This is a genomic window from Campylobacter sp. JMF_08 NE1 (assembly GCF_027737875.1).
Taxonomy (GTDB): domain Bacteria; phylum Campylobacterota; class Campylobacteria; order Campylobacterales; family Campylobacteraceae; genus Campylobacter_B.
The window spans coordinates 124,834-150,048 of record NZ_JAOVUC010000003.1; the positions used below are offsets into that span (position 1 = coordinate 124,834).

39 protein-coding genes, 1 tRNA gene and 1 pseudogene are annotated in these 25,215 nt (G+C 39.8%); 7 read left to right on the top strand and 34 right to left on the bottom strand.

The features are described 5' to 3' along the window. Positions 1–80: 80 nt before the first annotated feature. From infA to rpsJ, 23 genes and pseudogenes are all read right to left on the bottom strand, one after another. Positions 81–299 (bottom strand): translation initiation factor IF-1, encoded by a 219-nt coding sequence (infA, locus tag OFN91_RS03925; RefSeq protein WP_005869854.1) that lies wholly within the window; start codon positions 297–299, stop codon positions 81–83. Positions 300–313: 14 nt separating this feature from the next. Further along, entirely contained in the window at positions 314–1,081 is a 768-nt protein-coding gene (gene map, locus OFN91_RS03930; protein WP_270873360.1) for a type I methionyl aminopeptidase, read from the bottom strand. 1 nt (position 1,082) lies between these two features. Beyond that, positions 1,083–2,348, bottom strand: a complete 1,266-nt coding sequence (gene secY, locus OFN91_RS03935) for a preprotein translocase subunit SecY (protein WP_270858559.1) — start codon at positions 2,346–2,348, stop codon at positions 1,083–1,085. Continuing rightward, positions 2,348–2,749 carry a 50S ribosomal protein L15 gene (gene rplO, locus OFN91_RS03940; protein ID WP_270858560.1) on the bottom strand — a complete coding sequence of 134 codons (402 nt, stop codon included), beginning with the start codon at positions 2,747–2,749 and terminating at the stop codon, positions 2,348–2,350. Before rplO ends, secY begins: the two co-directional genes overlap by 1 nt. A gap of 12 nt (positions 2,750–2,761) precedes the next feature. Next, positions 2,762–3,205 carry a 30S ribosomal protein S5 gene (gene rpsE / locus OFN91_RS03945; RefSeq protein WP_270858561.1) on the bottom strand — a complete coding sequence of 148 codons (444 nt, stop codon included), beginning with the start codon at positions 3,203–3,205 and terminating at the stop codon, positions 2,762–2,764. A 15-nt stretch (positions 3,206–3,220) separates the two neighbouring features. Next, on the bottom strand, positions 3,221–3,577 hold the full coding sequence (gene rplR / locus OFN91_RS03950; protein ID WP_270858562.1) for a 50S ribosomal protein L18: 357 nt from the start codon (positions 3,575–3,577) through the stop codon (positions 3,221–3,223). A 10-nt stretch (positions 3,578–3,587) separates the two neighbouring features. Further along, entirely contained in the window at positions 3,588–4,124 is a 537-nt protein-coding gene (rplF, locus tag OFN91_RS03955; protein WP_270858563.1) for a 50S ribosomal protein L6, read from the bottom strand. A gap of 76 nt (positions 4,125–4,200) precedes the next feature. Further along, positions 4,201–4,596, bottom strand: a complete 396-nt coding sequence (rpsH, locus tag OFN91_RS03960; RefSeq protein ID WP_270858564.1) for a 30S ribosomal protein S8 — start codon at positions 4,594–4,596, stop codon at positions 4,201–4,203. A 12-nt stretch (positions 4,597–4,608) separates the two neighbouring features. Beyond that, entirely contained in the window at positions 4,609–4,794 is a 186-nt protein-coding gene (locus OFN91_RS03965) for a type Z 30S ribosomal protein S14 (RefSeq protein ID WP_270858565.1), read from the bottom strand. Position 4,795: 1 nt separating this feature from the next. Then, entirely contained in the window at positions 4,796–5,341 is a 546-nt protein-coding gene (rplE, locus tag OFN91_RS03970; RefSeq protein WP_270858566.1) for a 50S ribosomal protein L5, read from the bottom strand. A gap of 2 nt (positions 5,342–5,343) precedes the next feature. After that, positions 5,344–5,577, bottom strand: coding sequence for a 50S ribosomal protein L24 (gene rplX, locus OFN91_RS03975; protein ID WP_270858567.1), 234 nt, complete (start codon positions 5,575–5,577; stop codon positions 5,344–5,346). Beyond that, on the bottom strand, positions 5,577–5,945 hold the full coding sequence (rplN, locus tag OFN91_RS03980) for a 50S ribosomal protein L14 (protein ID WP_270858568.1): 369 nt from the start codon (positions 5,943–5,945) through the stop codon (positions 5,577–5,579). Before rplN ends, rplX begins: the two co-directional genes overlap by 1 nt. Next, positions 5,945–6,196: a 30S ribosomal protein S17 gene (gene rpsQ / locus OFN91_RS03985; protein WP_270858569.1), complete on the bottom strand. Its 252-nt coding sequence runs from the start codon at positions 6,194–6,196 to the stop codon at positions 5,945–5,947. Before rpsQ ends, rplN begins: the two co-directional genes overlap by 1 nt. A gap of 10 nt (positions 6,197–6,206) precedes the next feature. Continuing rightward, positions 6,207–6,389, bottom strand: coding sequence for a 50S ribosomal protein L29 (gene rpmC / locus OFN91_RS03990; RefSeq protein WP_270858570.1), 183 nt, complete (start codon positions 6,387–6,389; stop codon positions 6,207–6,209). Further along, the gene (rplP, locus tag OFN91_RS03995; protein ID WP_270858571.1) at positions 6,376–6,801 is read right to left on the bottom strand and encodes a 50S ribosomal protein L16; all 426 of its coding nucleotides are present in this window, start codon (positions 6,799–6,801) and stop codon (positions 6,376–6,378) included. The genes rpmC and rplP overlap by 14 nt, the downstream gene beginning before the upstream one ends. Positions 6,802–6,803: 2 nt before the next feature. Then, on the bottom strand, positions 6,804–7,499 hold the full coding sequence (rpsC, locus tag OFN91_RS04000) for a 30S ribosomal protein S3 (protein WP_270873361.1): 696 nt from the start codon (positions 7,497–7,499) through the stop codon (positions 6,804–6,806). Positions 7,500–7,518: 19 nt separating this feature from the next. Then, positions 7,519–7,830, bottom strand: a pseudogene (rplV, locus tag OFN91_RS04005) (50S ribosomal protein L22); the annotation flags it as partial. 10 nt (positions 7,831–7,840) lie between these two features. Continuing rightward, positions 7,841–8,122 carry a 30S ribosomal protein S19 gene (gene rpsS, locus OFN91_RS04010; RefSeq protein WP_270858573.1) on the bottom strand — a complete coding sequence of 94 codons (282 nt, stop codon included), beginning with the start codon at positions 8,120–8,122 and terminating at the stop codon, positions 7,841–7,843. A gap of 2 nt (positions 8,123–8,124) precedes the next feature. Continuing rightward, positions 8,125–8,955, bottom strand: a complete 831-nt coding sequence (gene rplB / locus OFN91_RS04015) for a 50S ribosomal protein L2 (protein WP_270858574.1) — start codon at positions 8,953–8,955, stop codon at positions 8,125–8,127. 1 nt (position 8,956) lies between these two features. Further along, positions 8,957–9,238, bottom strand: coding sequence for a 50S ribosomal protein L23 (locus OFN91_RS04020; protein WP_270858575.1), 282 nt, complete (start codon positions 9,236–9,238; stop codon positions 8,957–8,959). A gap of 1 nt (position 9,239) precedes the next feature. Continuing rightward, positions 9,240–9,854, bottom strand: a complete 615-nt coding sequence (gene rplD / locus OFN91_RS04025) for a 50S ribosomal protein L4 (RefSeq protein ID WP_270858576.1) — start codon at positions 9,852–9,854, stop codon at positions 9,240–9,242. Then, complete coding sequence (rplC, locus tag OFN91_RS04030; protein ID WP_270858577.1) at positions 9,851–10,429, bottom strand: 50S ribosomal protein L3; 579 nt, start codon at positions 10,427–10,429, stop codon at positions 9,851–9,853. The genes rplD and rplC overlap by 4 nt, the downstream gene beginning before the upstream one ends. Before the next feature lie 11 nt (positions 10,430–10,440). Next, positions 10,441–10,752, bottom strand: a complete 312-nt coding sequence (rpsJ, locus tag OFN91_RS04035; protein WP_270858578.1) for a 30S ribosomal protein S10 — start codon at positions 10,750–10,752, stop codon at positions 10,441–10,443. Positions 10,753–10,988: 236 nt separating this feature from the next. On the opposite strand from rpsJ, the gene OFN91_RS04040 reads away from it, so the two are divergent. After that, a complete protein-coding gene (locus tag OFN91_RS04040) occupies positions 10,989–12,113 on the top strand; it encodes an AAA family ATPase (protein ID WP_270873362.1) in 1,125 nt (374 codons plus the stop codon). On the opposite strand, the gene OFN91_RS04045 is transcribed toward OFN91_RS04040, so the two are convergent. The 5 genes from OFN91_RS04045 to coaE all read right to left on the bottom strand — a co-directional run bounded on the left by OFN91_RS04045 (position 12,114) and on the right by coaE (position 15,475). Beyond that, complete coding sequence (locus OFN91_RS04045; protein ID WP_270864699.1) at positions 12,114–12,449, bottom strand: hypothetical protein; 336 nt, start codon at positions 12,447–12,449, stop codon at positions 12,114–12,116. A 593-nt stretch (positions 12,450–13,042) separates the two neighbouring features. Then, complete coding sequence (locus OFN91_RS04050) at positions 13,043–13,564, bottom strand: hypothetical protein (protein ID WP_270873363.1); 522 nt, start codon at positions 13,562–13,564, stop codon at positions 13,043–13,045. An 82-nt stretch (positions 13,565–13,646) separates the two neighbouring features. Next, on the bottom strand, positions 13,647–14,021 hold the full coding sequence (locus OFN91_RS04055) for a VOC family protein (protein WP_270867877.1): 375 nt from the start codon (positions 14,019–14,021) through the stop codon (positions 13,647–13,649). A 9-nt stretch (positions 14,022–14,030) separates the two neighbouring features. Beyond that, on the bottom strand, positions 14,031–14,882 hold the full coding sequence (locus OFN91_RS04060) for a diaminopimelate epimerase (RefSeq protein ID WP_270873364.1): 852 nt from the start codon (positions 14,880–14,882) through the stop codon (positions 14,031–14,033). Continuing rightward, on the bottom strand, positions 14,879–15,475 hold the full coding sequence (gene coaE / locus OFN91_RS04065; RefSeq protein ID WP_270873365.1) for a dephospho-CoA kinase: 597 nt from the start codon (positions 15,473–15,475) through the stop codon (positions 14,879–14,881). The genes OFN91_RS04060 and coaE overlap by 4 nt, the downstream gene beginning before the upstream one ends. Before the next feature lie 81 nt (positions 15,476–15,556). Here coaE and purM point away from each other — a divergent pair, with 81 nt between their 5' ends. After that, a complete protein-coding gene (gene purM, locus OFN91_RS04070; protein ID WP_270873366.1) occupies positions 15,557–16,540 on the top strand; it encodes a phosphoribosylformylglycinamidine cyclo-ligase in 984 nt (327 codons plus the stop codon). Continuing rightward, positions 16,510–16,962 (top strand): hypothetical protein, encoded by a 453-nt coding sequence (locus OFN91_RS04075; protein ID WP_270873367.1) that lies wholly within the window; start codon positions 16,510–16,512, stop codon positions 16,960–16,962. Before purM ends, OFN91_RS04075 begins: the two co-directional genes overlap by 31 nt. 42 nt (positions 16,963–17,004) lie before the next feature. Here the strand turns inward: OFN91_RS04075 and OFN91_RS04080 are convergent, their stop codons facing one another. After that, on the bottom strand, positions 17,005–18,147 hold the full coding sequence (locus tag OFN91_RS04080) for an iron-containing alcohol dehydrogenase (RefSeq protein WP_270873368.1): 1,143 nt from the start codon (positions 18,145–18,147) through the stop codon (positions 17,005–17,007). 138 nt (positions 18,148–18,285) lie between these two features. On the opposite strand from OFN91_RS04080, the gene OFN91_RS04085 reads away from it, so the two are divergent. Further along, entirely contained in the window at positions 18,286–19,182 is an 897-nt protein-coding gene (locus OFN91_RS04085; protein WP_270873369.1) for an AraC family transcriptional regulator, read from the top strand. Positions 19,183–19,212: 30 nt separating this feature from the next. On the opposite strand, the gene OFN91_RS04090 is transcribed toward OFN91_RS04085, so the two are convergent. Then, positions 19,213–19,289 (bottom strand) — tRNA-Met (locus tag OFN91_RS04090). 115 nt (positions 19,290–19,404) lie between these two features. Between OFN91_RS04090 and OFN91_RS04095 the strand changes: the two genes are divergently transcribed. The 3 genes from OFN91_RS04095 to OFN91_RS04105 are packed head-to-tail and all read left to right on the top strand — an operon-like array spanning position 19,405 to position 21,838. Continuing rightward, the gene (locus tag OFN91_RS04095; protein ID WP_270873370.1) at positions 19,405–19,965 is read left to right on the top strand and encodes a LemA family protein; all 561 of its coding nucleotides are present in this window, start codon (positions 19,405–19,407) and stop codon (positions 19,963–19,965) included. After that, positions 19,965–20,888, top strand: coding sequence for a DUF3137 domain-containing protein (locus tag OFN91_RS04100; RefSeq protein WP_270873371.1), 924 nt, complete (start codon positions 19,965–19,967; stop codon positions 20,886–20,888). Before OFN91_RS04095 ends, OFN91_RS04100 begins: the two co-directional genes overlap by 1 nt. Continuing rightward, positions 20,885–21,838 carry a hypothetical protein gene (locus tag OFN91_RS04105; protein ID WP_270873372.1) on the top strand — a complete coding sequence of 318 codons (954 nt, stop codon included), beginning with the start codon at positions 20,885–20,887 and terminating at the stop codon, positions 21,836–21,838. The genes OFN91_RS04100 and OFN91_RS04105 overlap by 4 nt, the downstream gene beginning before the upstream one ends. A 44-nt stretch (positions 21,839–21,882) precedes the next feature. Here the strand turns inward: OFN91_RS04105 and ybaK are convergent, their stop codons facing one another. The 4 genes from ybaK to OFN91_RS04125 all read right to left on the bottom strand — a co-directional run bounded on the left by ybaK (position 21,883) and on the right by OFN91_RS04125 (position 25,211). Then, on the bottom strand, positions 21,883–22,374 hold the full coding sequence (gene ybaK / locus OFN91_RS04110) for a Cys-tRNA(Pro) deacylase (protein WP_270873373.1): 492 nt from the start codon (positions 22,372–22,374) through the stop codon (positions 21,883–21,885). 15 nt (positions 22,375–22,389) lie between these two features. Further along, the gene (locus OFN91_RS04115; protein WP_270873374.1) at positions 22,390–23,277 is read right to left on the bottom strand and encodes a restriction endonuclease; all 888 of its coding nucleotides are present in this window, start codon (positions 23,275–23,277) and stop codon (positions 22,390–22,392) included. A gap of 202 nt (positions 23,278–23,479) precedes the next feature. Next, on the bottom strand, positions 23,480–24,250 hold the full coding sequence (locus tag OFN91_RS04120) for a pseudouridine synthase (protein ID WP_270873375.1): 771 nt from the start codon (positions 24,248–24,250) through the stop codon (positions 23,480–23,482). 1 nt (position 24,251) lies between these two features. Beyond that, positions 24,252–25,211, bottom strand: a complete 960-nt coding sequence (locus tag OFN91_RS04125) for a KpsF/GutQ family sugar-phosphate isomerase (protein WP_270873376.1) — start codon at positions 25,209–25,211, stop codon at positions 24,252–24,254. Positions 25,212–25,215 lie beyond the last annotated feature (4 nt).

Sequence of the window (25,215 nt, forward strand, 5' to 3'; positions counted from 1 at the left end):
AAAATTTAAGAATTTGGGTTAAATTTTAAAAGCGAAATTTTAAAATTTAACCACTTGGTTAAATTTTACAAATGCAAAATTTATTTGTAGCGATAAGTGATTCTGCCCTTATCAAGGCTGTATGGCGTAAGCTCGACTTTGACGCGATCGCCTGGCATGATTTTGATATAGTGCATACGCATTTTGCCTGCGATATGGCACAAAATCACATGCTTGTTATCAAGCTCGACCTTAAATGTCGCATTTGGCAACGCCTCGATTACATTGCCATCAATCTCAATGACATCATCTTTTGCCATTAAATTTTCTCCTTTTAATCTTTCAAGCTTTTGCTTAGAATTTCGACTTTATTATTTACCACAGCCAAGCAATGCTCATAATGAGCCGTCCTAAGGCCGTCTTTGCTCGTCGTCGTCCATTTGTCTGCGCCCACGACTGGGGCGCCGTCTTTTTGGCAAATCATCGGCTCGATACAAAAGACCATGCCGTTTTTGATTTTTGGCCCTGATTTTGGATTGTTGCCCTCTAAATAGTTCGGAATCTCAGGCTCTTCATGCGGTTTTTTGCCGATTCCATGCCCGCAAAATCCATATAGTGGCACATATCCGCGCGCTCTGATAAATTGCTCGATAGCTAGGCATAGCTCTTTAAAATGCATGCCGACCTTTATCGTGTCGATAGCATGATACAGCGCGTCTTTGCTACATGCGATGAGCTCTTCGTCTGATTTTGAAATTTTGCCAATCGGCAAAGTGCGCGCGCTATCGCCATAATATCCATTTAAGCGAGAGCCTAGATCGATGCCTAGTATGTCGCCCTCTTTTAGGATAGTGTTATCAGGTATGCCATGAATTATAACTTCATTTAGTGAAAGACAAGCTGCGTTTGGAAAACCATAAAGCCCTTTAAATGCCGGATATGCGCCCTTGCTAGTGATAAAATCATCGATTTTTTTATCCACTTCTAAAAGCGTCATACCCGGTTTTATGAATTCTTCCGCGTAATCAAGGGCGGCGGCGACGATTTTATTCGCCGCCCGCAAACCCTCTAAATCTTTTTGATTTTTGAGTAAAATTGCCATTTTATAGTCCAACGGCACTTAGGGTTTGGTATTTGTTCATATACACTTGCGCTTCGATTCTTCTCATAGTATCAAGTGCGACCGATACTACGATTAGCACGCTCGTGCCACCGAAATAAAATGGAACACCCATAAATTTGACTAGCAACCACGGAATAACAGTCACCAAGCCTAGATAAATCGAACCCCAAAATGTAAGGCGAGATGCAACATCGTTTAAAAATGTCGCCGTGCCCTCACCTGGACGAATTCCAGGGATAAATCCACCTTGTTTTTTCAAATTTTCGCTGATATCTTTGGAATTAAACGCGATTGAAGCGTAAAAATACGCAAAAAATACAACTAAAATAAATGTCAAAAGATTAAAGAAATAGCTACTTGGATTGATAAAGTCAGCTACTTTTTGGACAAAAGAATTTGTGCTAGCAGTCAAAATCGTGCTAGGAAACATCAATACCGCACTAGCGAAAATCGGCGGAATAACACCGCTTAAATTTAGCTTGATTGGCACATAATTCATAATGCGTTTGTTTTGGTTCGCCATTAAAATTTTGCGAGGAAACGAGATTGGAATCCTGCGCTCGCCTAGCTCGACATACAAAATCGCCGCGATTGTAGCAAAAATAATTAAGGCGATTGCGATTAATTTTAAGATATTAAGTTCGCCATTATTTACGAGCTGAACTGTGCCGCCGATCGCCGTTGGTATCGCGCTAACAATACCAGCAAAGATGATTAAGCTTGTGCCGTTTCCAACACCTCTTTGAGTAATCTGCTCGCCAATCCACATCAAAAGCATAGTGCCTACAAGCATAGAAATACACGAAATAAATATAAATTCGTTTGTATTTTCTGCCATGATAGCCTTCGCGCCATTTACGCCCGTAATGCCCTGCAAACCGATACTAACACCGATTGCTTGCACAAGCGCAATAGCGATTGTAGCGTAACGAATAATTTGCATATATTTTTGCATACCGTCGCGCTCTTTTTTTAGTTTGCCTAAATTTGGAAATGTAGCAGATAATAGCTCCATAATAATCGAAGCCGTAATGTATGGCATAATGCCCAGCGAAATGACGCTAAATCTTTCGACCGCGCCACCGCTAAACATATTAAACATACCAAAGGCATTGTCTTTGTTTGTATTGAAAAATTCTTTTATCACCTCAACATCAACGCCCGGCACTGGCACATAAGCCAGTAGCCTGAAAGCAAATAGAAAACCCAATGTAATGAGTATCTTGTTGCGAAGTGTTTTGTTCATTAGTTTTGTCCGCTAAATTTTACATTTTCGTCTTTTATCTTGCTAGCAAGATCTTTTGCACTTGCACCGATAAGTTTTACTACTTTTACAGAGCTAGACATTTTATGAACAGTTCTGATAGTATCAACTGTAATCTCGCTTAGCTCTTTTACAGCTGAAATTTTTTCTACATTGATTACATAAGGTTTTTCAAATCTTGAATAAAAACCAACTTTTGGTAATCTTCTTTGAAGTGGTTGTTGGCCACCCTCAAAACCTCTTTTTTCATGTGAGCCAGTGCGCGCAGTTTGACCTTTGCCACCGCGACCTGCTGTTTTGCCAAGACCGCTACCTTGACCACGACCTAGTCTTTTGGTGCTATGAGTAGAGCCTGGTGCTTTTTGAAGATTTTCTAATCCCATCTTAAATCCTTGTTAGTGTTTTAGCATGCTAAGAGCTTTCATTGTAGCTCTTACGACATTTGATGAGTTGTTTGAACCAAGAGACTTAGTCAAAATATCTTTAACGCCTGCAAGTTCTAAAACAGGGCGAACAGATCCGCCTGCGATTACGCCGGTACCTTCGCTAGCTGGTTTAAGTAAAATTCTACTAGCATTGTATTTAACCTCTACATCGTGAGTGATTGTCGAACCATTTAGTTTAACCTCGATGATGTTTTTAAACGCATCATCTACGGCTTTTTTAATCGCGTCTGGAACCTCTTTTGATTTTCCAAAACCAAAGCCAACTAAACCATTTCTGTTACCAACAACGATTAGGGCAGTAAATCTAAATCTTCTACCACCTTTTACGACCTTTGTAACCCTACCGATATTAACGATTACTTCTTCGAATTCTTCTCTATTATATTTTTCCACGATAATTCCTTTGGTTTATAGTTTGATGCCGTTTTCGCGTAACGCATCAGCAAAACTTACAATCACTCCGTGATATAAATAACCGTTTCTATCAAAAAGCGCCTCAGAAATGCCTTTATCTTTTAGCTTAGCAGCCAAATCTTTGCCAAGGCTAGCAGCGCCTTCTTTGTTTGCTTTCACACCCAAAGTTTTACCGCTGGCAGCGCATATTGTTTTTCCCTCAACATCATCGATTACTTGCGCATAAACTGTTCTATTTGATTTGAAAATAGAAATTCTAGGGCAAGAGCTAGTGCCGGAAATTTTTGCACGAATTCTTCTTTTTCTCTTAATTCTTAGAGATATTTTTCTTTTTAATACATTTGCTGTCATTTCTCAACCCTTATTTTTTAGATGTTTTACCGGCTTTGCGGATAATATGCTCTTCGACATATTTTACACCTTTGCCTTTGTATGGCTCAGGTGGTCTAAATCCTCTAATCTCAGCAGCGACTTGACCAACTTTTTGTTTATCGTCGCCTTTGATTGTGATGATGTTTTTATCTACTGAAATTTCAATACCTGCTGGTGAATCGAAATTTATCGGATGAGAAAAACCTAGGTTTAGCTCTAAAACTTTGCCTTTCATCGCAGCTCTGTAACCAACGCCGTTGATTTCAAGCTGTTTTGTAAAGCCGTCAGTTAGGCCAATAACGATGTTGTTAGCTAGCGCACGGTATGTTCCCCAATACGCTCTGCTTTGTCTATCTTCACCTTTTGGTGAAAATGAAATTTGGCCATCTTCGATTTTAACATCGACATTGCCCTTTAAATCAAGGACTCTTTCGTTGTTTGCTTTTTTAAATTTTAAAGATGAACCATCGATTTTTACCTCTACTCCGTTTGGAATAGAGATAGGTTTTTTACCAATTCTTGACATAATTTTCCTTTTTATTTGTCTAGGGTATGACTACTTTTACGAATGGATACCACAATGCCATAAAAAGTAGAACTTTTTACCAAATAGTGCAAAGCACTTCGCCGCCAACGCCAGCTTTACTAGCTTCGATACCGCTCATAACGCCTTTGCTAGTGCTAACAACTACTGTTCCATAACCATTTTTAAATCTTTTGATCTCGTCTTTACCTTGATAAACACGGCGTCCTGGTTTTGAAACTCTTTTTACTTCGTTGATTACACTTCTGCCTTTTTCATCATATTTTAAAACTACATTGATGAATTTTTTGTTTCCCTCTTCTACTACATTGTAGCTCTCGATATAGCCCTTTTGAGCTAAAATTTTAAGAGTAGCCTCTACAACATTTGAGTGAAACAATTTAGCAGTGTCTAAGCGTCTCATAGCTGCATTTCTAATGCGGGTTAATCCGTCTGAAATAAGATCATTTACCATATCTACTCCTTCTTACCAGCTAGCTTTTTTAAGGCCAGGGATTAGACCCTCATTAGCCATTTTTCTTAAACATACACGGCAAATTCCAAAATCTCTATAAACAGAGTGCGGACGACCGCAAATTTGGCATCTTGTATATGCACGAGAGCTGAATTTAGCAGGGCGTTTTGCCTTAGCTATCATTGATTTTTTTGCCATATTACTTTCCTTTTGCGAAAGGCATGCCAAATAATTCTAGCAATTTAAACGCCTCTTTATCGCTATTTGTTGTAGTTACGATTGTAATGTTCATACCGTGAGTTCTTAGGATATTATCATACTCTACCTCAGGGAACATTAATTGCTCTTGCAAACCGAAGTTATAGTTACCGCGACCATCAAAGCCATTGCGTGCAACACCACGGAAGTCTTTTACTCTTGGTAATGCGATTGAGATAAGTTTATCAAAAAACGCATACATTTGCTCTTTGCGCAATGTAACCATAATACCGACAGGAAATCCCTCTCTGACTTTAAAACCAGCAACTGATTTTTTTGCATTTACAATAAGTGCTTTTTGACCTGCAATCAAAGAGATTGTATCAGCCATGTTTTGAAGCACTTTTTGATCTTTGCCAGATTCGCCTACACCAACGCTAATTACGATTTTTTCAAGTGCCGGAATTAGCATAGGATTTTTTATATCAAATTCTTTTTGTAAAGCTGGTCTAATTGACTCAACATATTTAGTTTGTAATCTGTTCATAATCAACCCTCAACCAATGCGACATTTGAAATATCCATAGGCATTTCTTTGTTTGTGAAACCGCCACTTGGATTTTGCTCAGTTGGTTTAACAGCTTTTTTAGCTATTTTACAACCCTCAACTATAACTTGTGATTTTTTAGGGAAAACAGCTTTTACAACGCCAGTTTTGCCTTTATCATCACCTGCGATAATTTTTACTTGATCGCCTTTTTTAATCTTAAATTTCACTGCCATTATAGAACCTCCGGAGCCAATGAAACGATTTTCATAAAACCGCCGTATCTGACTTCTCTACCGATTGGGCCAAAAATACGAGTGCCAATCGGCTCTTTTTTTGCATCCAAAATTACAGCTGCATTTTCATCAAATCTAATCAAAGAGCCATTTCCTCTGTGAAGCTCTTTTTTTGTTCTAACGACGACGGCTTTTACAACTTGACCGCGTTTAATCTTGCCATTTGGTAGAGCTTTTTTTACAGAACAAACTATAATATCGCCTACTGTTGCATAGCGGCGTTTGCTACCACCCAAAACTTTAATACACATAAGTTCTTTTGCACCGCTGTTATCAGCTACTGCAAGTCTTGTAAAACTTTGTATCATTATTCAACTCCTGTTTTCAAAACCGCTTTTAAGCGAAATGTTTTTTTCGCACTAAGTGGTCTGCACTCAACTGCTGATATAGTATCGCCGATTTTGACGATATTGTTCTCGTCATGGATAAGATATTTTTTAAATCTTTTGACGATTTTTCTATATCTTGGGTGGATAACTCTTCTCTCTACCAAAATAGTAGCAGTTTTATTGCCCGCTTTTTTTACGACTACGCCTTGAATTTCTCTTTTAAATGCCATAACTCTATCCTTATTTTGCTTTTATAGCAGTATTGATTCTAGCGATATCTTTTTTGATCGCACGAATTTCATTAGGATTGCTTAACTGCATTGTTTTAAGCTTTTGCTTAGCCGTAAATAAAAGCAACTTATTATCTTTTAACATCTTATTTAGCTCAGCTAAATCTTTATCTTTCAAATCAGTATATTTCATTTTCGCTATCCCTAGTTACAATTTTTGTTTTGAAAGGTAATTTGTGGATTGATAGCGTAAGAGCTGCTCTTGCTTGCTCCTCACTTACACCAGTCATCTCGAAAATCATTCTGCCTGGTTTGATATTCATTACCCACTCTTCTACACCAGCTTTACCTTTACCCATACGAGTTTGTAGAGGTTTTTTAGTAAGTGGTTTATCAGGAAATACCTTAATCCAAATTTTAGCTTGGCGATTTACATAGCGAGTCATCGCGATACGAGCTGCTTCGATTTGGCGTGAATTAATTCTACCTGCTTCAACAGCTTTGATACCAAAATCACCAAATGTCAAAGCATTACCGCGAGTTGCGTAGCCGCGATTGCGACCTTTCATCATCTTACGATATTTTGTTCTTTTAGGCATCAACATGGCTATTTACCTCTTCTTGTTCTGCGTGGTTTTTTAGAAGCTTCTTCTGTTTTTTCAGCTTGAATTCCTTTTTGCAAAATTTCGCCTTTGAAAATCCAAACTTTAATACCGATATTTCCGTATGTAGTATGAGCCTCAGCAAAACCATAATCGATTTTTGCTCTTAGAGTGTGAAGTGGAACGCGTCCCTCTAAATACCACTCTGTGCGAGCCATTTCAGCGCCACCCAAGCGGCCAGAAACTGAAATTTTAATACCTTTTGCGCCTGCTTTTTGCGCACCTTGAATTACTTTTTTCATAGCGCGTCTAAATGCAACCCTGCGCTCTAATTGCATAGCTACATTTTCAGCTGCCAAAAGTGCATTAGCGCCGACTTTGCGCTCTTCTTTGATGTTTAAATTCACATCTTTATTTACTAGTTTAACAATTTCGGCTCTTAAATTCTCTACTTCGCCACCTTTTTTACCGATAATAACACCTGGGCGAGCTGCAACGATAGTTACGCGAACTTTTTTAGCTGTTCTTTCAACAAGAATTTGGCTAATTCCTGCGTAATAAAGTTTAGCTTTTAGGAATTTACGGATTTTGTAATCCTCGCCGATGTTTTCTGATAGTGTTGATTTAGCAGGAAACCATCTTGATTCCCAGTTTCTATTGATACCTAGTCTTAAACCAATCGGATTAACTTTTTGTCCCATACTACGCTTCCTTACTTGGTTTTGCTACTTCAACGCTAATGTGTGAAGTTGGCTTTCTGATTCTGCTTGCTGTTCCACGAGCGCGTGGTCTAAATCTTTTTAGAACTGGACCAGCATCTACGCGACAACTTTTTACTATAACTTCCTCTGGTTCAAAACCGCCATTAGCAACTGCGCTTGAAATAGCAGTAGCGATATATTTTGCACCACGATTTGGAGTGAATTCCAATGTAGCAAGTGCAAATTCAGCGTTCATGCCTTGAACTTGTTTTGCGATAAGTCTTGCCTTAGTCGGTGAAAGGCGAACAAATTTGATAGTTGATTTACTCATTTATTTCCCCTTATTTACCGATTTTCTTTTGAACTGAGCCTTTGTGGCCTTTGAAAGTTCTAGTAGGAGCAAACTCACCTAATTTATAACCAATGTGGTGTTCTGTAACATACACTGGGATAAAATTTTTGCCATTATGCACATTAAATGTTAGTCCAATCATATCAGGAACGATTGTGCTGCGTCTTGACCAAGTTTTAATTGGTTTGTTATCGTTAGCAGCCTTTGCAGCTACTACTTTTTTCATTACATGATCATCTACGAAAGGACCTTTTTTAAGCGATCTAGCCATTTTTATTTTCCTTTCTTTCTAGAAATTATAAGCTTATCACTAGCTTTTTTACGACGAGTTTTCGCACCTTTTGTAGGTTTGCCCCATGGAGTAACTGGGTGACGACCTGAATTTTTCTTGCCTTCACCACCACCGTGTGGGTGATCTACTGGGTTCATAGCAGAACCTCTGGTTTGTGGGCGAATTCCTCTGTGGCGATTGCGACCAGCTTTTCCTAGAACGACATTGGCCCAGTCTTCGTTACCAACAACGCCGATAGTAGCCATACACTCAGCCAAAACTCTTCTCATCTCACCGCTTGGCAAACGAAGGATTACATATTTTTCCTCTTTACCCATTAGTTGAGCATATCCACCAGCAGATCTTGCCATTTGAGCGCCTTTGCCAGGTTTTAGCTCGATATTGTGCAAGATAGTTCCCACTGGGATACTTTTCATTTTCATTGCGTTGCCTGGTTTGATATCTAGTCCTGCCTCAGCAGAAGCAACGACATCGCCTACATTTAATTCATTTGGTCTGATGATATAGCGTTTCTCGCCATCAGCATAAGAGATCAAAGCAATTCTACAATTTCTGTTTGGATCGTATTCGATAGCCTCTACTTTACCTGGGATTCCAAATTTTCTTCTTTTGAAATCAATAATTCTGTAAAGTTTGCTAGCACCAGCTTCTTTATGGCGGCTTGTAATGCGACCATTATTGTTTCTACCAGCAGCGGCTGGGATTTTTACAAGTAGGCTTCTAACGCTTGCTTTTGCAGTGATATCATCGCTGCTAAGGCCTGTCATAAATCTTCTACTTGGAGTATATGGTTTGTATGTTTTAATCGCCATCTTACGCCTCCGCATTTTCTAGGGTTGCACCCTCTGGAAGTTTGACATAAAATTTCTTTACATCATCTCTTACGCCTAATCTTCCTCTAAATCTTTTAACTTTACCATCTTGGCGCAATGAATTTACTTTTACAGGCACGATGCCAAAGTATTCTTTCAAAACGCTTTTTAGTCCATTTTTAGTCATTGACGGACTTGTTTGGATAACAACTACGCCACTTTCTTGTAGGCCAAGAGACTTTTCTGTATAAAGTATAGTTTTGATATCTGTTATATCTGCCATTTTAGTCCTCTTTCACCAATGTTTCAAATGCAGCTTTTTCGCATACGATTGAGCTATATACTGCAACCAAATAAGCATTTACTTCGCTAGCATCAACTACATAGCAATTTTTCAAATTTCTGTATGCTAAAAGTGTTTGTGCATCTAGCTCGTTTTTAACGATTAAAGCATCTCTTACACCTAGTTTTTCGATAAATTTAGCAGCGTCTTTTGTTTTGCCGCTTTCTACGCTTAGGTTATCGAAAACATAAAATTTGCCCTCGTTTGCTTTTTCGTTCATAGCAAATTCAAGCGCAAGGCGTTTTTGTTTTTTATTGACTTTTTGCTCATAGTTTCTGTTGTTTGTCGGACCAAATGCAACCGCACCGCCAACCCAAACATTTGTTCTAGTCGAACCAGCTCTTGCACCGCCACGACCTTTTTGACGCCATGGTTTTTTGCCACCACCGCTAACTTCTGAACGACCTTTTGTTTGTGCCGTATTTGCACGAAGTGAAGCAAGGTAAGATTTTACATATAAATATAAATTGTGCGAATTTACCTCTGCATATTTTGCAGGAAGCTCGATTTCGCTAGCTTTTTCTAATTTTTCATTAAGAACGCTTACTTTACTCATTTTACTATCCTTATTCTGCCCATTGCACCATTAAATCCTGGGATAGAACCTTTTACTACCAAAATTTTATTCTCAGCATCGAAGCTTACTATCTCGTTTTTAGCAGTGATTGTCTCATTGCCTGTGTGACCTGCCATTCTCATACCTGGTTGGACGCGACCTGGCCACTCGCAGTTTCCGATAGAACCTGGTCTTCTGTGGAAGCGTGAGCCGTGAGCTGCTGGACCGCCAGAGAAACCGTGGCGTTTGATAACACCTTGGAAACCTTTACCTTTTGAAGTAAAAGTAACTTTTACGATTTTAGCTGAGCTTAATACTTCTGTGCTTTGATCGCCAACCTCAGCATTTTCGACATTTAGTGTCGCGAATTTGTTAAATTCTTTGCTTAGGCTATATTTTTTCTGAATTCCTGCGATAGATTTGTTGTATGCTTTGCCATTAGCGTAAGCTACAATAGCTTGCTTGTCGTTGCATACTTCGCAAATTTTAGTATTAATAAGCTTTAAAAGCGTTACAGGCGTGCTTTTGATGCCGACTGTTCTACTCATGCCTATTTTTTCTACGATATATTCCATACTTTAACTCCTTATTTGCCCATCGCATGAACTTCGACATTAACTTCTGGGGCTAAGTCAAGTTTAGTTAGCGAATCAACTGTATCAGGGGTTGCCGCTACGATATCTAGCATACGAGCGTGAATTCTCATCTCAAACTGCTCTCTCGAATCTTTGTTAATGTGTGGAGATTTCAAGACTGTGTAGCGTTTGATCTTCGTAGGCATTGGAACTGGACCTCTCACATCGGCGCCTGTTCTCTTGACGGCTTCTACAATTGCCGCAACTGTGCGATCTAAAACCCTATGGTCATAAGCTTTTAACTTTAACCTGATTTTTTGCATCTGCTTTCCTTAAAAAGAACTTGTCACAACGCGTGACCTTTTGCCTTAAAAACAAAAGACTGGGATTATATGAAAAAGGCAAAATTTTGTCAAGAAATTCACTAAATTTTATAGAATTTTTTCCTTTTTATAAGGAAATATTCTGAAATTTAGAGCAAAATTTTTGAAATTTTAAAATTTTGTAAATTTTGCTGAATTTATTTCCTTTTAATAAGGAAAATTTTAAAATGCGTTTTATGCAAAATTTAGAATATTTTTATGACAATCCGCCAGAAGAGGCGAAATTTATAGCCAGAAAAACTTCCATTGATACGCCCAAAACTATACTTTATGGCGCACTTGGGGCTGGGAAAAGTTTGATTTTGTTTGATTATATTTCAAATTTCAAAAAGGGCGAGTTTTTGTATGTAAATTTCGCAGATTTACGCTATGAATTTTTAAATCTAAGCGATGAATTTGATAAAATTTTTAAATTTTTAGAGCAAAATTCGCAGATTATCGCACTTTTTTTGGATAATTTAGATGAAATTTCGCCGGGTGAAATTTCGCATTTGCAAAATTTGCTAAACTCTGGCGCCTCGCAAAATTTGCAAAGCATTATCATCTCCACGCGCAAAAGTAGCTTTGGGCTAGAAAATTTTGCAAAGCTAAAAATTACGCCACTTTGTTTTGAAGAATTTATCGCTTTCGATAAACGGCACAGCGAGATAAACGCCATTATTTCGGCATTTTTCTCGCAAGGCGGGAGTGTGGGTGGCTCGCTTTTGCACTCAGCAGGGAGCATAAATTCCGAACAAAATGCGCTAAAATCGGCTCTAAGCGCAAACGAGATTAAAATTTTAAAAGAGTGCGCGGCTTTCGTCGCAGCGTCATTTAGCGCGAATAAAATTTATACAAATTTAAAGGAAAAAATCCGCATTTCAAAGGACAGCGTCTATGCGGCCATAGCGAAATTTGACGATGAAAATTTTATAAATTTTATCCCAAAATTTGGCGATGAAAAAGCGGCGAAAAAGATGTTTTTTTCGAATTTCAATCTCAAAGAAATTCTCGGCTTCAAAAAGGATTTTGTGAAAAAATTTTTAAACGCCGTGTATTGCGAGCTGGCAAATTTGGGCGCACCCATTTACTACACCAAGGATTTGGATTTTTACCTGCCGAGCCGAAATTTAGGGGTTTTGGTCGTGCCGTTTAGCGCGAGTGAGATTGTGTTTTTGAGATTTAAAAAGCTGATTTTGGAGCTAAAACGGCTCAAAATCACGCGCCTTGCCGTAATCTCCATGGCAAATACAGGCGTGCTTGAAATCGAGGGGATAAAGTGCGAAGTTACGCCCTTCCCGCAATTCGCACTTGGGTTGTGATTATCGAGTAATAATTTTGCCCTTAGTTTGTGCGCCCTTAATATCGATAACTTTGCCGCTATTTCGTGCAAAATCCCTACATTTTTCATCAGTTTTATTCATTTTTATTTCAAGTTCGCTTTTGTTTTTTACATCAAAATCAACGCAAACTACGCCATCTACCTTAATCGGCAACACGATTTTTGTCATATTTTGCGCCATCTCATCGAATTGTCCGTTTTCTAAAAAATACTTGTAAAAATGGTTAATCGCTGACACAAAATCATTTTTCGCATCACCTATTTGCGAAGCTTGCATTACAATAAAAACAAAGCACAAAATCAAAAATTTTTTCATTTTTAATCCTTAAAATAAAGTCCGTGATTATACAACTTTTAAATTTTATTTTGAAATTTCGCTTACGCAAATTTTGAATACTGCGCCGAAATTTTACCTTTTATTATAAATGCAAAATTTTGCATTTAAATGTCATTGCGAGGAGCGGTAGCGACGAAGCAATCTACAAAGTCAAAATAAACAATATGGTAAATGGCAAAATTTTTGAATTTCATGGGTTTTAGAATTTCAAAATTTTGCCATTTTTGTGGTTGGTAGTTTAGGCTTTGTAGATTGCCACGCTCGTTTCACTCGCTCGCAATGACAGATTATACAAATTTCGTTCGCTATTGTCATTGCGAGGAGCAGTAGCGACGAAGCAATCTACAAAGTCAAAATAAACAATATGGTAAATGGCAAAATTTTTGAATTTCATGGGTTTTTAGAATTTCAAAATTTTGCCATTTTTGCGGTTGATAATTTATACTTTGTAGATTGCCGCGGAATTTTGCTGGCGCAAAATCCCTCGCAATGACACTTAAAAGCGAAATATAAATTTCCCTAGATTACTTCGCTTTGCGCCAAACTCTACTATGACTTCGCGCCAAATTCCGCTATTTCGCCCCTGTTTTGGCCTCATCTGCCTTTTTTTGACGCCTTATTTCTTTATCGCACTCGCCTAGTTTTCCTAAGGCTTCCACGAAATTATCGTGAAACTCACTCTCGCTAGATTTGCTTTCTAGCAGCGCAAACGCCTTATCTGCCTGCTCAAATTTAGCTTTTATCTCTGGCGTGATTTGCACGCCATTAGTGATTTTGTTGATATCAGAAAATATCTCGCCCCGCTTCGCCCGAATTCTTAGCTCCTCTTTTTCTATGCTAGCATACACGCTAAACATACTAGCACTCCCTCTGCCACTATCTTTGAAAGATCTTTGGCGCAAAACATCCATAGTGCGTATCCTCATGGCGCTTTTGCACGCATACACGCCAGCTTTGCTACCTTCTTTTATATATGGTGGCTCGTTTAGTCCGTTTTCGTTCATGATAAAGACCGCACACTCGTTATCGCCACCACAGCCCGCAAGCCCCATAACCACGCAAACCGCAAAGCCAAAATTAAGAAATTTTTTCATTTTAATCCTGATAAATTTATGAAATTTTGAAATTTTAAGGCGAATTTGGCGCAAATTTCGCAAAATTTACGCCAAATCAAATTTAATAAACCGAAATTTCGACCAAATTTCCGTCTGGATCGTATAGATACACGCTTTTCATCTTGCCAAGCGCGCCGGTTCGCTCCACAGGTCCTAGCTCGATCACAGCGCCACGAGAGGTGATTTCGCGCGCGATTTCATCGATGTCCCCTTGTGCGATTAGGCAAAAATCAGCCGAGCCGTAGGTTTGATTTTTCGCTACGGGTAGAAATTCGGCTAGTTTTTGGTGGATATTGATTTTAGAATCTCCGAATTTTACAGCCATTTTGGCGCCGTTTTGCACGATTTCAAGGCCTAAAATTTCGCCGTAAAATTTCAGTGTCGCCTCTAAATTTGCGCTTAAAATCACAAAATGATCGATATTTTTGATTTTCACGCTAGCCCTTTACGCGATAAAATCGCCGTCGAAAAGGTGTCTGACATCGCCTGATATGCACGCAGTCTCGCCGCGCATTTTTACGCCGATTTTTTCGCCACTCACGCACGCCATATTTGCGTTTTCGCTCAGATTATAGTGCGCTCTGCCTGCGATATATGCGCTAGCTATGCCAGTTCCGCATGATAGCACCTCTTTTTTCGCGCCGTGTGCGTATGTGCGCACCCTAACCCCTGTGTTACTCATCTCAGCATAACTTACATTGGCGTTAAATTGCGCGCTAAGCTCGGTAGCTAGGGTGTGGTTGTATGCGCTCAAATCTTTAACAAAGGTTACGACATTTGGCATACCGACCTCGTATAAATACCACATGTGGCCATTGCTCATAAATCCCTCGCCAAGGCGATTGACATTATCAAACTCGACCTCGACATTTGCCGTGATTGCGCGGTTTGAGCCCATGCCGTAAATTTGACCAAAATTTGAATCTCGTTTTTTTGTGCCAAAACTCACGCTTCTGCCTGTGTCAAATCCGCGAATTTCGCCGTTTATTACATTGGCGTCGTTTTTGAATTTCACATTTTTGCCAGATAAAAATCGCTCGTAAGCATACATACACACAACCATTGCGGCGTTTGCGCTTATCGGGCTTCTAGTGCCATCTGGGTTGTAAAACTCCACAATGATATTATTGTCGTTGCTTCCAGGGGTTGTTTGGTTGCTTAGCGAAATAAATCCGTTGGCTCCGATACCTTCTGCGCGGTTGCAAAGCACCCTAGCTAGACTGCCACGCTCGGCACTTTGTGAAAACTCGACTACTACAAAATCATTTCCGCATGCGTTATACTTTGAAAAATTCAATTTATCTCCTTTAAAAATTTTTTCACATTTTTTTCAAGTGTTATTTTATCGCTAACATTTTCTATAACAAAATTTGCGTTTGCACGCTTAAATTCGATATCTGCTTGCAAACTAACGCGAAGCGTGGCCTGCTCACGCGTTAGTGCGTTTCGCTCCATAATGCGCTCTATAAGCAAGTCGTGTGGGGCATATACGACTACAATTTTATCAAATTCATCGTATTTTTGGCGCTCGAAATACAGCGGAATATCGGCGAAAAATGGTTTATTTAGGTGTTCTAAAATTTCAGATTGTCTTAGAATTTCATCTTTGATTTTTGGGTGCAAGATTGCTTCTAGTTTGGCAAGCTCAGCCTTGTCGTTAAAGACCAAATCGCCTAGCTTTTTCCTGCGAATTCGCACGGATTTGCCGTCTTTTGTAATGTATTCGTTGCCAAAAATTTTTGAAATATCTATCCAGGATTTATCCAGTAGCTGGTGCGAGATTTCGTCTGCGTCGATGATTTGATAGCCCAAATCACGCAAAATTTTACTAACGCTAGATTTGCCAGATCCTATCGAGCCTGTGATTACATAACCATTTTTATATGCCATTTCACACCCCTTTATAGCGTTTTTATGCAATTTTAGCTAAAATAATTTAATTTTCTAATAAATCCAAAAAAAGGAAAAACCGTGATTAGCTACAAAGAAGCAGGTGTCGATATCGACGCAGGAAATGAGTTTGTGCAAAGTATAAAACCCCTAGTCAAATCCACAATGACCCCAGGCGTGATTGGCGGAATTGGCTCATTTAGCGGTGCGTTCGCGCTACCAAGCGGGTATAAAAAACCAGCAATTTTAGGCGCAACTGACGGAGTGGGCACCAAACTTCGCCTAGCAATCGACACAGATAAGCTTGACGGCGTAGGCATCGATCTAGTCGCAATGTGCGTCAATGACCTCATCTGCAACTTCGCTACACCGCTATTTTTCCTAGATTATTACGCTACGGCAAAACTTGAAATCGCAAGCGCAAAACGCGTAGTAGCAGGTATCGCCGAGGGGTGCAAAATGGCTAGGTGTGCGCTAATCGGCGGCGAGACAGCCGAAATGCCGTCGATGTATGAGGGCAAAGATTTCGATTTAGCCGGTTTTGCCGTAGGAATAGCCGAGCAAGACGAGATAGATCGCACGGAATTTGTAGAGCGTGGCGATGTTTTGATTGCTTTGCCAAGTAGCGGTTTGCACTCAAACGGCTTTTCGCTAGCGCGCAGAGTAGTTTCTGAGCTAGGGCTGAAATTTGACGAGAAAATCGGCGAAAAAAGCCTAATCGACACGCTTTTAGAACCGACTAGAATTTATGTAAAAGAGTTTTTGGCACTGAAAGATAAAATTCACGCCTGCGCGCATATCACGGGTGGTGGTTTGGTAGAAAATCTGCCTCGCGTATTCCCTGCTGGGCTTGGCGCGAAAATCGAGAAAAACGCAATCAAAACGCCTGAGATTTTTAAAATTTTAGCCAAAAAGGTAGAAGCTAGCGAAATGGAGCGCACATTTAATAACGGCGTGGGTTTGGTGTTAGTCGCACCGAAGGCTAACGCTGATTTTGTGTTAGCTAACACTGACGGATATGTTATCGGCGAAGTATGCGAGGGAAATGGCGTAATAATGGCGTAAATCACACGCTAACAAAGACTAACAAATTTATGAAAAATTTCGTTTTTTGTTTGGTTTTGTGTGTTAGTGCGTTTGCTAACACACAAATTTCAGAGCTCGAAAAAGAGTGCGAGGCTGGGAATTCAGATAAATGCTTTGAGTTGGCGACAAATTTAGAAAATAGTTGCGATAAAACCAAAAATTTTGAAGTTGGCGCAAAAGCCATAAAATATTATGAAAAAATATGTAATTCCAACGAAGCCCATATTTATACTGCTTGTATAAGACTAGCCAGCATTTACAACCGCGGTAATTGCGCACAGGAAAATTCGCCAAAAACACTAAAATATCTAAAACTAAGTTGTGAGAAAGAAAATTTAACCAATGTTTGCGCTGTTTATCAAAGAATATTAGACACAATCCTAAAATCAAAAGGATATTAAATTAAAATTTGGCGAAATTTTAAAATTCCGCCAAATTCAAAACTATTTTGCTAGATCAAAAATCTCTTTCACAGCTTTTGCGTCGTATTGTGGTAAGCCCCATTTTGGCGCATCTCGCACGATGATTTCCATGACTTCGCCTACATTGCTATCATCAATTTTTACCCCGCCAAGCGTAGTTGGAGTGCCAATTTTATCAAACCACGCTTTAAGCGCGTCAATTCCAGCCTCTGCATTGTCAAGCCCAAAAATTTCTTTGGCAAAGCACGCAAATTTGGCTTCATTATTTTTCTTATACCATTTCATCCATGCTGGCATTATCACGCTTAGCCCCGCTCCGTGCGCACAATCGACCACCGCGCTCATTGCGTGTTCTAGCATGTGATTTGGGTAGCTATAACCGCTCACGCCCACATAAGTTAGCCCATTTAGCGCCATTGTCGCAGCCCACGCGAAATCGCCCCTAGCCTCGTAATCATCAGGGTTTTTAAGCAAAATTTCGGTTGTTTTCATAACGGTTTTTATGTTTGCTTCGATATACATATCGATGATTTCAGGGTGTTTTGTGGCTGTGAAATAGCCCTCGATTGAGTGTGCGATGATATCGCTAGCCGAATACACCAAATACTCAGGCGTTACGGTAGCTTGAAGCTCTGGGTTTATGACTGAAACTTTTGGGAACAAAGCTGGGCCATCTATGCCAAATTTTTGCCTTGTCGCTTCGTTTGTGACTACGCCGCCTCTATTCATCTCAGAACCAGTCGCGGCAAGTGTGATAATGTCAAAAATCATAAGTGCTTTTTGAACCTCTTTTGCGAAGAAAAAGTCCCACACATCGCCCTCATAGCACGCTCCTGCCGCTATTGCCTTACAGCTATCTAGCACGCTTCCGCCACCGATTGCTAGCACACTATCTGCACCGAAATCTTTCGCGATTTTCACGCCCTCATGGACTTTGCTAAGCACTGGATTGCTTTTAACCCCGCCAAGCTCGGCGTATTCTATGCCGTGCGCTTTGAGCGAATTTACGGCTGTATCGAAAAGCCCAGATTTTTTCACTCTATCGCTTCCATAGACGACAAGCGCCTTTTTCGCGCCGTATTTTGCCATATACTCGCCGATATTTTTCTCTTTGCCCTTGCCAAATTCGACCTGCACAGGGTTTTTAAAACTGAAATTTTCCATAATTCTCCTTTAAAAAATTTCGCACATTATAACCGAATTTACAAAATTCTTATAGACAAATTTTACAAATTTATTGCCTAATTCTGCAAAATTTAAAATTATTTGCTAAAATAAATCAAAATTTCAAAAGGGGTAAAAATGAAAGATAAAAACAAAATTTTAGATGAAATTGCAAATTTTATTGATAAAAATTATCCAAATTACGGCGTTATAGATACACAAATCGAGCAGATTAAATTTTACCGCGCGGACGAAACTACCGAGTTTCGCAGCGGAATTTACAAGCCTAGTATCTGTATCGCTCTACGCGGAAACAAGCTAGTGAAATTTAACGGCAAAGAGTATTTTTATAACAAAGACCAATTCATGCTCACCCCTACTCACATACCGATTTCGGGCAGGGTTACGCAATGCCCACTTTTGTCAATTATTGTCGAATTTAAAGTCGATGATTTGGCCGAGGCGATTAAAAACATAAATTTCACCCCGTCGAAAAAAAAGCTAAAAGAAAGCCTTTATGTGAGCAAAATCAGCTTCGATTTGGCTGATTCTATCGCTAGGCTGGTGCATTTGCTAGAACGAGGTGGCGCGCACAGCGAGTATTTGGTAAATCTATCTATAAAAGAGGTTTTGTATTCGCTGATGAGTGGCGATGAGGGAGCTGCGAATTTCTTATACAAATTTATCCTAAATGGCACCATGCAAAACCAAATAGCACACGCTATCAGTGAAATTTCAGCGCATTTTAACGAAGCGATAAATATGAGTGATTTGGCTGAAAAAATCGGCATTAGCGTTTCGTCTTTTTACCATAATTTCAAAAAATTTACCGCCCTTTCCCCACTAGAATTTCAAAAAAGAATAAGACTGGAAGAGGCAAAATTTATGCTGCTAAATACCACGACTTCGGTCTCGCAAGTGGCATTTGATGTGGGCTATGAGAGCACGAGCCAGTTTAGCAGAGAATACGCGCGCATGTATGGACTGCCCCCAAAAGCGCATATCCAAACGCTAAAAGAATTGACGCTGAGCTAAAATCGGTGTAATTTAAAATCGTATAAAAAATGGTGTCAAGAGAGAGACTTGAACTCTCGACCTCCGGCTTATGAGACCAGCGCTCTAACCAGCTGAGCTACCTTGACACATTGTAGGAAAAATGGAGTTTATCCAAATTTTACTTATATAAAATTTAAAAAACGCAAAATTTTAAATATAATTTATGCTAAAATAGCAAAATTTCATTTTCAAAGGGAAAATATGGGCGTTTTAACTATCTTTTTAACCATAATTGCAGTTTTAATTTTTGCCGTTATTGGCATTTATAACTCATTAATCGCCAAACGAAATCAGGTCTCGAATATCGCTTCTAGCGTCGATACACAGCTTAAAAAACGCTACGATTTGATCCCAAATTTACTCGCCTCTGTCAAAGCCTACCTAACGCACGAACGCGAAGTATTGAGCAAAATCACGGCTTTGCGAAGCGAAGCGATGAGCGCCACAAACGACGCGCAAAAATTCGCCCTAAACGCCGAACTCTCGCGCACTCTTGGCTCGCTAAAAATCGCTGTGGAAAACTACCCAGAGCTAAAAGCCAACGAAAATGTCCTTCATCTCCAAGCCACGCTAAGCGAAGTCGAAGAGCAAATCAGCGCAGCTAGACGCGCTTACAACGGCGCAGTTATGGTGTATAACAACGCATGCGAAATGTTTCCCACAAACCTCATCGCTAGCTTTTTTCACTTCAAAAAGAGCGAATTTTTCGCCGCCGATGAGAGCGAAAAACGCGCGCCAAATTTATCAGAAATGCTAAAATAATGGAAAAAATTTTAAAATTTAAAAACGAAGAAATTATCCAAAATTTGGAAATTTTGGAAACCAAACGGGCAAAAATCGCCAAAAATTTACGCATTTTAAAGGTCGCTTCCTTTGCGCTCATTTTCGTCCTACTCCCCGTTTTGCTACGATTTGTGCCTGATTTGCTCATTTCTAGCATAATTTGCGTTTTTGCCTCGCTTATGTTTTTTAGCATTTCGCACGCTAGACTTATAACGCCCTTTAACGCGCGCTTTAAGGACGAAATCCTAAGCCTAATCGCCAAAGACGAAAATTTAAGCTACGAGCGCAAAAGATTTTTCGAATTTGCCGAATTTAACGCGCCCGGGTTTTACGAAAGCGATTTTAGCGTGTATAGGGGCGATGATTTTTTCGCTGGCGAAATCGAGGGCGTGAGGGCGCAGTTTTGCGATATTTATCTTGCCAAACAAACACAAACACACACTAACCAAAAACAAACGCCCAAACTAACAACCCTATTTTATGGCATAACGCTTATAGCCGAATTTAACCAAAATTTCGCCTCCACGCTCCATGTCATCGACACTAACGCCAGAACTAACTCACACCTAAAACGCGTTAGTATGGATAACGCTGAGTTTGAGCAGTATTTCCGCACATATTCAAATGATCCTATCAGCGCGCACTACATACTAACGCCCAAATTTATGGAGCAGCTAATCGCACTTAGGGATTATTTCAAAGCTCCACTTAGCCTAGCGTGTGAGGGAGGTAAAATTTGGCTATATATCGCGCTTGGTAAAAACAGCTTCGAGCCAAATATTTCATACCCGCTCCTTGGCGAAAACTCCCCAGCCGTCACGCTAAAAAAGGAGTTGGAAAAATTTAAAATTTTGGCTAAAATTTTGAAAAACAATCAAAAAGCATTTGTGGAGAAAATATGAGTATAGTATCGTTTGAGCTGAAAAAAAAGACGATTTTAGAAAATGAAGCGAGCGCGAAAAAACGGCTAATTATCGTCGTTTGCGTGGTTTGTGCGCTGGCGTTTTTGATTTTAAGTGGCGGATATTCGCTGAAATTTAAAATCATTTTGGGCTGTTTGATTGGGATTTGCGGGCTTTTGGCGCACTCGTATTTTGACAAAAACCAAAAACAGCACTTCTCAGCCCTGCTCGATAAGGCGTTTGACAATGAAATTTTGCTTTGGATTGCCAAGGAAACCGGGCTTACTTTTAAGCCCTTTGGCGCATTTTTTTTAGAGGATTTAAGCTCGCTTCCGATTAAAAAAGACGCTAACACATGCGTTTGCAAACGATCACTAGTAGGCAAAGTAGGTGAAATCGAGGCGAAATTTGGCGATGCCGCGCTAGCACGCACTAACAAACGAAAAAAAAGTTTGTTAGGGCTCGATAAATTCGAGTGGGGGCGCATAAATGACGGCAAAATTTACACTGGATTTATAGCGAAATTTGACTATCCACTCGCCTTTGCTAGCGATTTTTCGGCGATTGGCAAGGGTGAGTTTATGCTCCAAACCCCGCACCTCAAACTCCAAAAGGCAAATATCGCCAAATCCGATATTTTCGACATTTACGCTGGCGAGAATTTTGACAGCGAGGTTTTAAAAGACGGCAAAATCCTAACCACGCTCGAACTCATCAGCATTAGCCTAAACTCCCCAGTGCAAATGCACGCTGTGAGCAACTCCGTATTTATCGCGGTTTCGAACGACACGCTCTTTACTCGCATAGACACGAACCAAAACGCAAATGTGATTTTAAGCATAAATATGATGATAGAAATCGCACGAAATCTCGCACCCTTCGCCGCTAGCGAAATCAAAGCGAGCGAAGAGCCAAAGATTACGGCTTTGCTAAACGAAATGCGCTCGTAGCGAAATTTAGCTTTTAAATTTAGGGTAAATTCGAGCGCTGAAATTTAGCCTTCTAATTTCACGGCAAATTCGCCAAATTCTGCCTTTGTCGCAGTCGCTAAATCGTTTGGATTTAGCCAAATTTGTTTGCCCCGCACTCCTGCACTAACGCAAATTTGAGTTTGTGTTAGTGCGCGTGAGTCGATAAATGTGCGAAAGTGCTTTTTCATGCCAAGCGGCGAACAACCGCCCCTAACATAGCCTGTGATTTTTGTTAGCTCTTTTAAGTTCATTAGCTCGGTTCGTTTGACTTTCGCAATTCTAGCTAACGCCTTTAAATCAAGGTTTAAATCGCCTTGCAAACACGCTGTGATATACTCACCCCCGCACTCGCAAACTATCGTTTTATAGACCTGCTCGATAGGCTTTTGGCACGAATTTGCCACATGCACGGCGTCAAGGTTGTTTTCATCGACTTCGTATTCAAGTATTTCGTAATGAATTTTAAGCCCGTCAAGTATGCGACAAGCGTTAGTTTTTTCGATTTTTTTGGACATTTTCAAGCCCCAAATTTAATAATTTTCGTCATCGAAAAAATCATTATCTACGGCAAAAATTTCTTTGATTTCTTTCACTTGGACACCTAGTTTATATTTTAGCATTAAGTCCAAAAGCCTGTCGCCGTCGATTAAAACTACCGAATAACCTTGTAAATTTGAAGCAAATTCGACCGCTTCGTTAGAGAATTTTGAAGTTGTGATAAAAAGCCCTTTTTTGGTAGGTTTTGTTGCTAGGACACCGACAAATTTTTGGATTTCAGGGCGACCGACGACGCCTTTATCAAAGCGTTTTGCTTGGATATAAATTTTTGAAAATCCCAAAATGTCTTCATTTACAATGCCGTCAATCCCGCCGTCAGCGCCATTTTGTGTAAGTTCGCCCATACTCACGCCATAGCCGATTTTTTCGAGCAATCTAAGTGCTAAATTTTCAAAAAATCTCGGCTCGTTATGCAAAATTCTATCCATTATCTCGGATTTTACATTATCATTAATTTCGTCCAAATTTAAATTTAAATTTTCATCAGGGGTGTTGTTTTGTGGATTTTCGGCTGTTTTTTTAAAATTAGGATTTTGCTTTCCTGTGTAAGTTTTATTGCATAATTCTTCAAATTCTTTTTCACTTTTTGCGATTTTTTGTCCTAATTCTGTAATCTTATATTTTCCCAAACTAACACGCTGTATTAAATTTATTTTTCCTGTCAAATATGACAACGCCCAACTAGCACGATTTTCATATAAAAACATTTGTTGGCTAGAAACCATTATACTTTTTTCTTCATTGTTCAATTTAAAATAATCTACAATAAATTTCATTGTATCTTGTCGAGTATGAATTTGTTTATCACTCATGAATTTTAGTATTGGAAACATCATTTCTTTAAAAGTCGGAATTGCCATTTTATCGCCTTTTTTAAATTTAAAATGTCAAATTCTAGCAAATTTGCCTTGAAAGTTGAATTTATTTAATTATAAAAAATATTCAAGACAGAATAGGCGTAGTAATTTAAAAAATTTCAGGCTTTCAAGGGAGCGGACTAGGTCGTCCGTGACCGCAGGAAGCGTGAAATTTTTTAATTTAATCCGTCAAGTCTGGGGAATTTTAGTAATAAATTTTTTCTTGCTTCAAAAAATCTCTCAGATCATCATATTCCGAGCTATCCAAATATCTCCACTTTCCGGGTTTCAAAGTCCCTAGCGTAACCCGTCCAAATGCCGTGCGTTTGAGATCTACGACTTCTAGGTCAAAATACCCAAAAAACCGCCTTAACTCTCTGTTTTGCCCTTCGTTTATGATAGCTTTGATTTTGGTGTAGCCGCCGCTGCTTGGCATTATGCGATACGCCAAAAAGGGCTTAAATTCCATTGATTTGATTTTGCTTTTGGCGTGAGCGCCCTTGGTGGCGTCGTCCGCGTAAAAGCCCTCTTTTATCGCCGTTACGACTTCGTCAGTTACTTCGCCTTTGACTTTTAGGTAATATTCTCTTTCAATGTCGCTTTTCATTAACGCAGTGGCGATAGCAGGGGCGTCAGTTAATAGCAAAAGCCCTTCACTAGCAAAGTCTAGCCGTCCGATACTAACAAATTTAGAAAATCCGTTTGGCAAGCTGTCATAAATCGTCTTGCGACCGCGATCGTCTTTTTTGGTGACTAATTCGCCCTTTGGTTTGTGATAGACAATCACGCTAAATTCGGTTTTTTTCTTGATTATTCGCCCGTTTATGCGGATTTTTTCTTCGCCACTAACTTCGACAAACTCACTAACAACTCGCCCGTTTATGCTAACTTTGCCGTTTTTGATTAGCTCGTCGGCTTCACGGCGTGAATAACCTGTGTTGTGCGAGATAAATTTATTTAAACGCATTTTTTCCATTTTATAGCCCTATGTTTTTAAGGTCGTGGATATGCACGGTGCCGATAGGAACGCCGTTTTCATCTGTAACGGCAAGAAGCTGAATTTTAAAATTTTCTATCATCTCCAACGCTTTGGAAGCTAAAATTTGCGAATTTTCAATGGTTTTTGGCGATTTTGTGGCAAATTTAATCGCGCTTTCTTCAAGGCTAAAATTCTCGCTCATGAGCGCCCTACGCAAATCTCCGTCGCTTAAAATCGCCGTTAGCTTTCCGTTAGCGTTAGTTAGCAAAACGGTGCCTAGTTTGCCGTGCGTCATCGCATTTATGGCTTCTTTTAGACTAACACTTTCGCTAACAATCGGCAAATCGTTAGTTCGCATGACATCGGCGACTTTTAAGTAAAGGCGTTTGCCAAGACTGCCGCCCGGGTGGAAGTTTGCGAAATCTTCTTTTTGAAATTTTCGCTCACTCATTAGGCACACTGCTAACGCATCGCCAAGTGCAAGTGTTAGCGTGGTAGAAACCGTAGGCGCCGCTCCCAAAGGACACGCTTCGCGCTCGATTTTAAGGCTAATAAATTCGTCGCAAATTCGCCCCAAAGAGCTATTTTTGTTACTTGCCATTGCGATGATTTTCACGCCAAATCGCTTAATGTGTGGCAAAATTCGAACCAACTCTTCGCTCTCACCGCTAAAACTTATTGCCAAAACCAAATCATCTTTGCCTACCATGCCAAGATCGCCGTGCAGGGCTTCTGTGGGGTGCATGAAAAAGCTAGGAGTTCCCGTGCTTGCCAAAGTGGCAGCGATTTTCGCGCCGATATGTCCGCTTTTTCCCACGCCTGTAACGATTAATTTGCCCTTGCACTCTAAAATCAAATTTACCGCTCTTTCGATTTCATCGCCGATAAGCTCGGCGTGGCGTAAAAGCTCGCTACCTTCGAGCCTCAAAACCTCTTTTGCGTTTTCTAAAATGCCCATAAAA

Coding starts and splice junctions, on each gene's coding strand:
- infA (WP_005869854.1), bottom strand. CDS start 299: ATGGCAAAAGATGATGTCATTGAGATTGATGGCAATGTAATCGAGGCG.
- map (WP_270873360.1), bottom strand. CDS start 1,081: ATGGCAATTTTACTCAAAAATCAAAAAGATTTAGAGGGTTTGCGGGCG.
- secY (WP_270858559.1), bottom strand. CDS start 2,348: ATGAACAAAACACTTCGCAACAAGATACTCATTACATTGGGTTTTCTA.
- rplO (WP_270858560.1), bottom strand. CDS start 2,749: ATGGGATTAGAAAATCTTCAAAAAGCACCAGGCTCTACTCATAGCACC.
- rplR (WP_270858562.1), bottom strand. CDS start 3,577: ATGACAGCAAATGTATTAAAAAGAAAAATATCTCTAAGAATTAAGAGA.
- rplF (WP_270858563.1), bottom strand. CDS start 4,124: ATGTCAAGAATTGGTAAAAAACCTATCTCTATTCCAAACGGAGTAGAG.
- rpsH (WP_270858564.1), bottom strand. CDS start 4,596: ATGGTAAATGATCTTATTTCAGACGGATTAACCCGCATTAGAAATGCA.
- OFN91_RS03965 (WP_270858565.1), bottom strand. CDS start 4,794: ATGGCAAAAAAATCAATGATAGCTAAGGCAAAACGCCCTGCTAAATTC.
- rplE (WP_270858566.1), bottom strand. CDS start 5,341: ATGAACAGATTACAAACTAAATATGTTGAGTCAATTAGACCAGCTTTA.
- rplX (WP_270858567.1), bottom strand. CDS start 5,577: ATGGCAGTGAAATTTAAGATTAAAAAAGGCGATCAAGTAAAAATTATC.
- rplN (WP_270858568.1), bottom strand. CDS start 5,945: ATGATACAAAGTTTTACAAGACTTGCAGTAGCTGATAACAGCGGTGCA.
- rpsQ (WP_270858569.1), bottom strand. CDS start 6,196: ATGGCATTTAAAAGAGAAATTCAAGGCGTAGTCGTAAAAAAAGCGGGC.
- rpmC (WP_270858570.1), bottom strand. CDS start 6,389: ATGAAATATACTGATTTGAAAGATAAAGATTTAGCTGAGCTAAATAAG.
- rplP (WP_270858571.1), bottom strand. CDS start 6,801: ATGTTGATGCCTAAAAGAACAAAATATCGTAAGATGATGAAAGGTCGC.
- rpsC (WP_270873361.1), bottom strand. CDS start 7,499: ATGGGACAAAAAGTTAATCCGATTGGTTTAAGACTAGGTATCAATAGA.
- rpsS (WP_270858573.1), bottom strand. CDS start 8,122: ATGGCTAGATCGCTTAAAAAAGGTCCTTTCGTAGATGATCATGTAATG.
- rplB (WP_270858574.1), bottom strand. CDS start 8,955: ATGGCGATTAAAACATACAAACCATATACTCCAAGTAGAAGATTTATG.
- OFN91_RS04020 (WP_270858575.1), bottom strand. CDS start 9,238: ATGGCAGATATAACAGATATCAAAACTATACTTTATACAGAAAAGTCT.
- rplD (WP_270858576.1), bottom strand. CDS start 9,854: ATGAGTAAAGTAAGCGTTCTTAATGAAAAATTAGAAAAAGCTAGCGAA.
- rplC (WP_270858577.1), bottom strand. CDS start 10,429: ATGGAATATATCGTAGAAAAAATAGGCATGAGTAGAACAGTCGGCATC.
- rpsJ (WP_270858578.1), bottom strand. CDS start 10,752: ATGCAAAAAATCAGGTTAAAGTTAAAAGCTTATGACCATAGGGTTTTA.
- OFN91_RS04040 (WP_270873362.1), top strand. CDS start 10,989: ATGCAAAATTTAGAATATTTTTATGACAATCCGCCAGAAGAGGCGAAA.
- OFN91_RS04045 (WP_270864699.1), bottom strand. CDS start 12,449: ATGAAAAAATTTTTGATTTTGTGCTTTGTTTTTATTGTAATGCAAGCT.
- OFN91_RS04050 (WP_270873363.1), bottom strand. CDS start 13,564: ATGAAAAAATTTCTTAATTTTGGCTTTGCGGTTTGCGTGGTTATGGGG.
- coaE (WP_270873365.1), bottom strand. CDS start 15,475: ATGGCATATAAAAATGGTTATGTAATCACAGGCTCGATAGGATCTGGC.
- OFN91_RS04075 (WP_270873367.1), top strand. CDS start 16,510: ATGCGAGGGAAATGGCGTAATAATGGCGTAAATCACACGCTAACAAAG.
- OFN91_RS04080 (WP_270873368.1), bottom strand. CDS start 18,147: ATGGAAAATTTCAGTTTTAAAAACCCTGTGCAGGTCGAATTTGGCAAG.
- OFN91_RS04085 (WP_270873369.1), top strand. CDS start 18,286: ATGAAAGATAAAAACAAAATTTTAGATGAAATTGCAAATTTTATTGAT.
- OFN91_RS04095 (WP_270873370.1), top strand. CDS start 19,405: ATGGGCGTTTTAACTATCTTTTTAACCATAATTGCAGTTTTAATTTTT.
- OFN91_RS04100 (WP_270873371.1), top strand. CDS start 19,965: ATGGAAAAAATTTTAAAATTTAAAAACGAAGAAATTATCCAAAATTTG.
- OFN91_RS04105 (WP_270873372.1), top strand. CDS start 20,885: ATGAGTATAGTATCGTTTGAGCTGAAAAAAAAGACGATTTTAGAAAAT.
- ybaK (WP_270873373.1), bottom strand. CDS start 22,374: ATGTCCAAAAAAATCGAAAAAACTAACGCTTGTCGCATACTTGACGGG.
- OFN91_RS04115 (WP_270873374.1), bottom strand. CDS start 23,277: ATGGCAATTCCGACTTTTAAAGAAATGATGTTTCCAATACTAAAATTC.
- OFN91_RS04120 (WP_270873375.1), bottom strand. CDS start 24,250: ATGGAAAAAATGCGTTTAAATAAATTTATCTCGCACAACACAGGTTAT.
- OFN91_RS04125 (WP_270873376.1), bottom strand. CDS start 25,211: ATGGGCATTTTAGAAAACGCAAAAGAGGTTTTGAGGCTCGAAGGTAGC.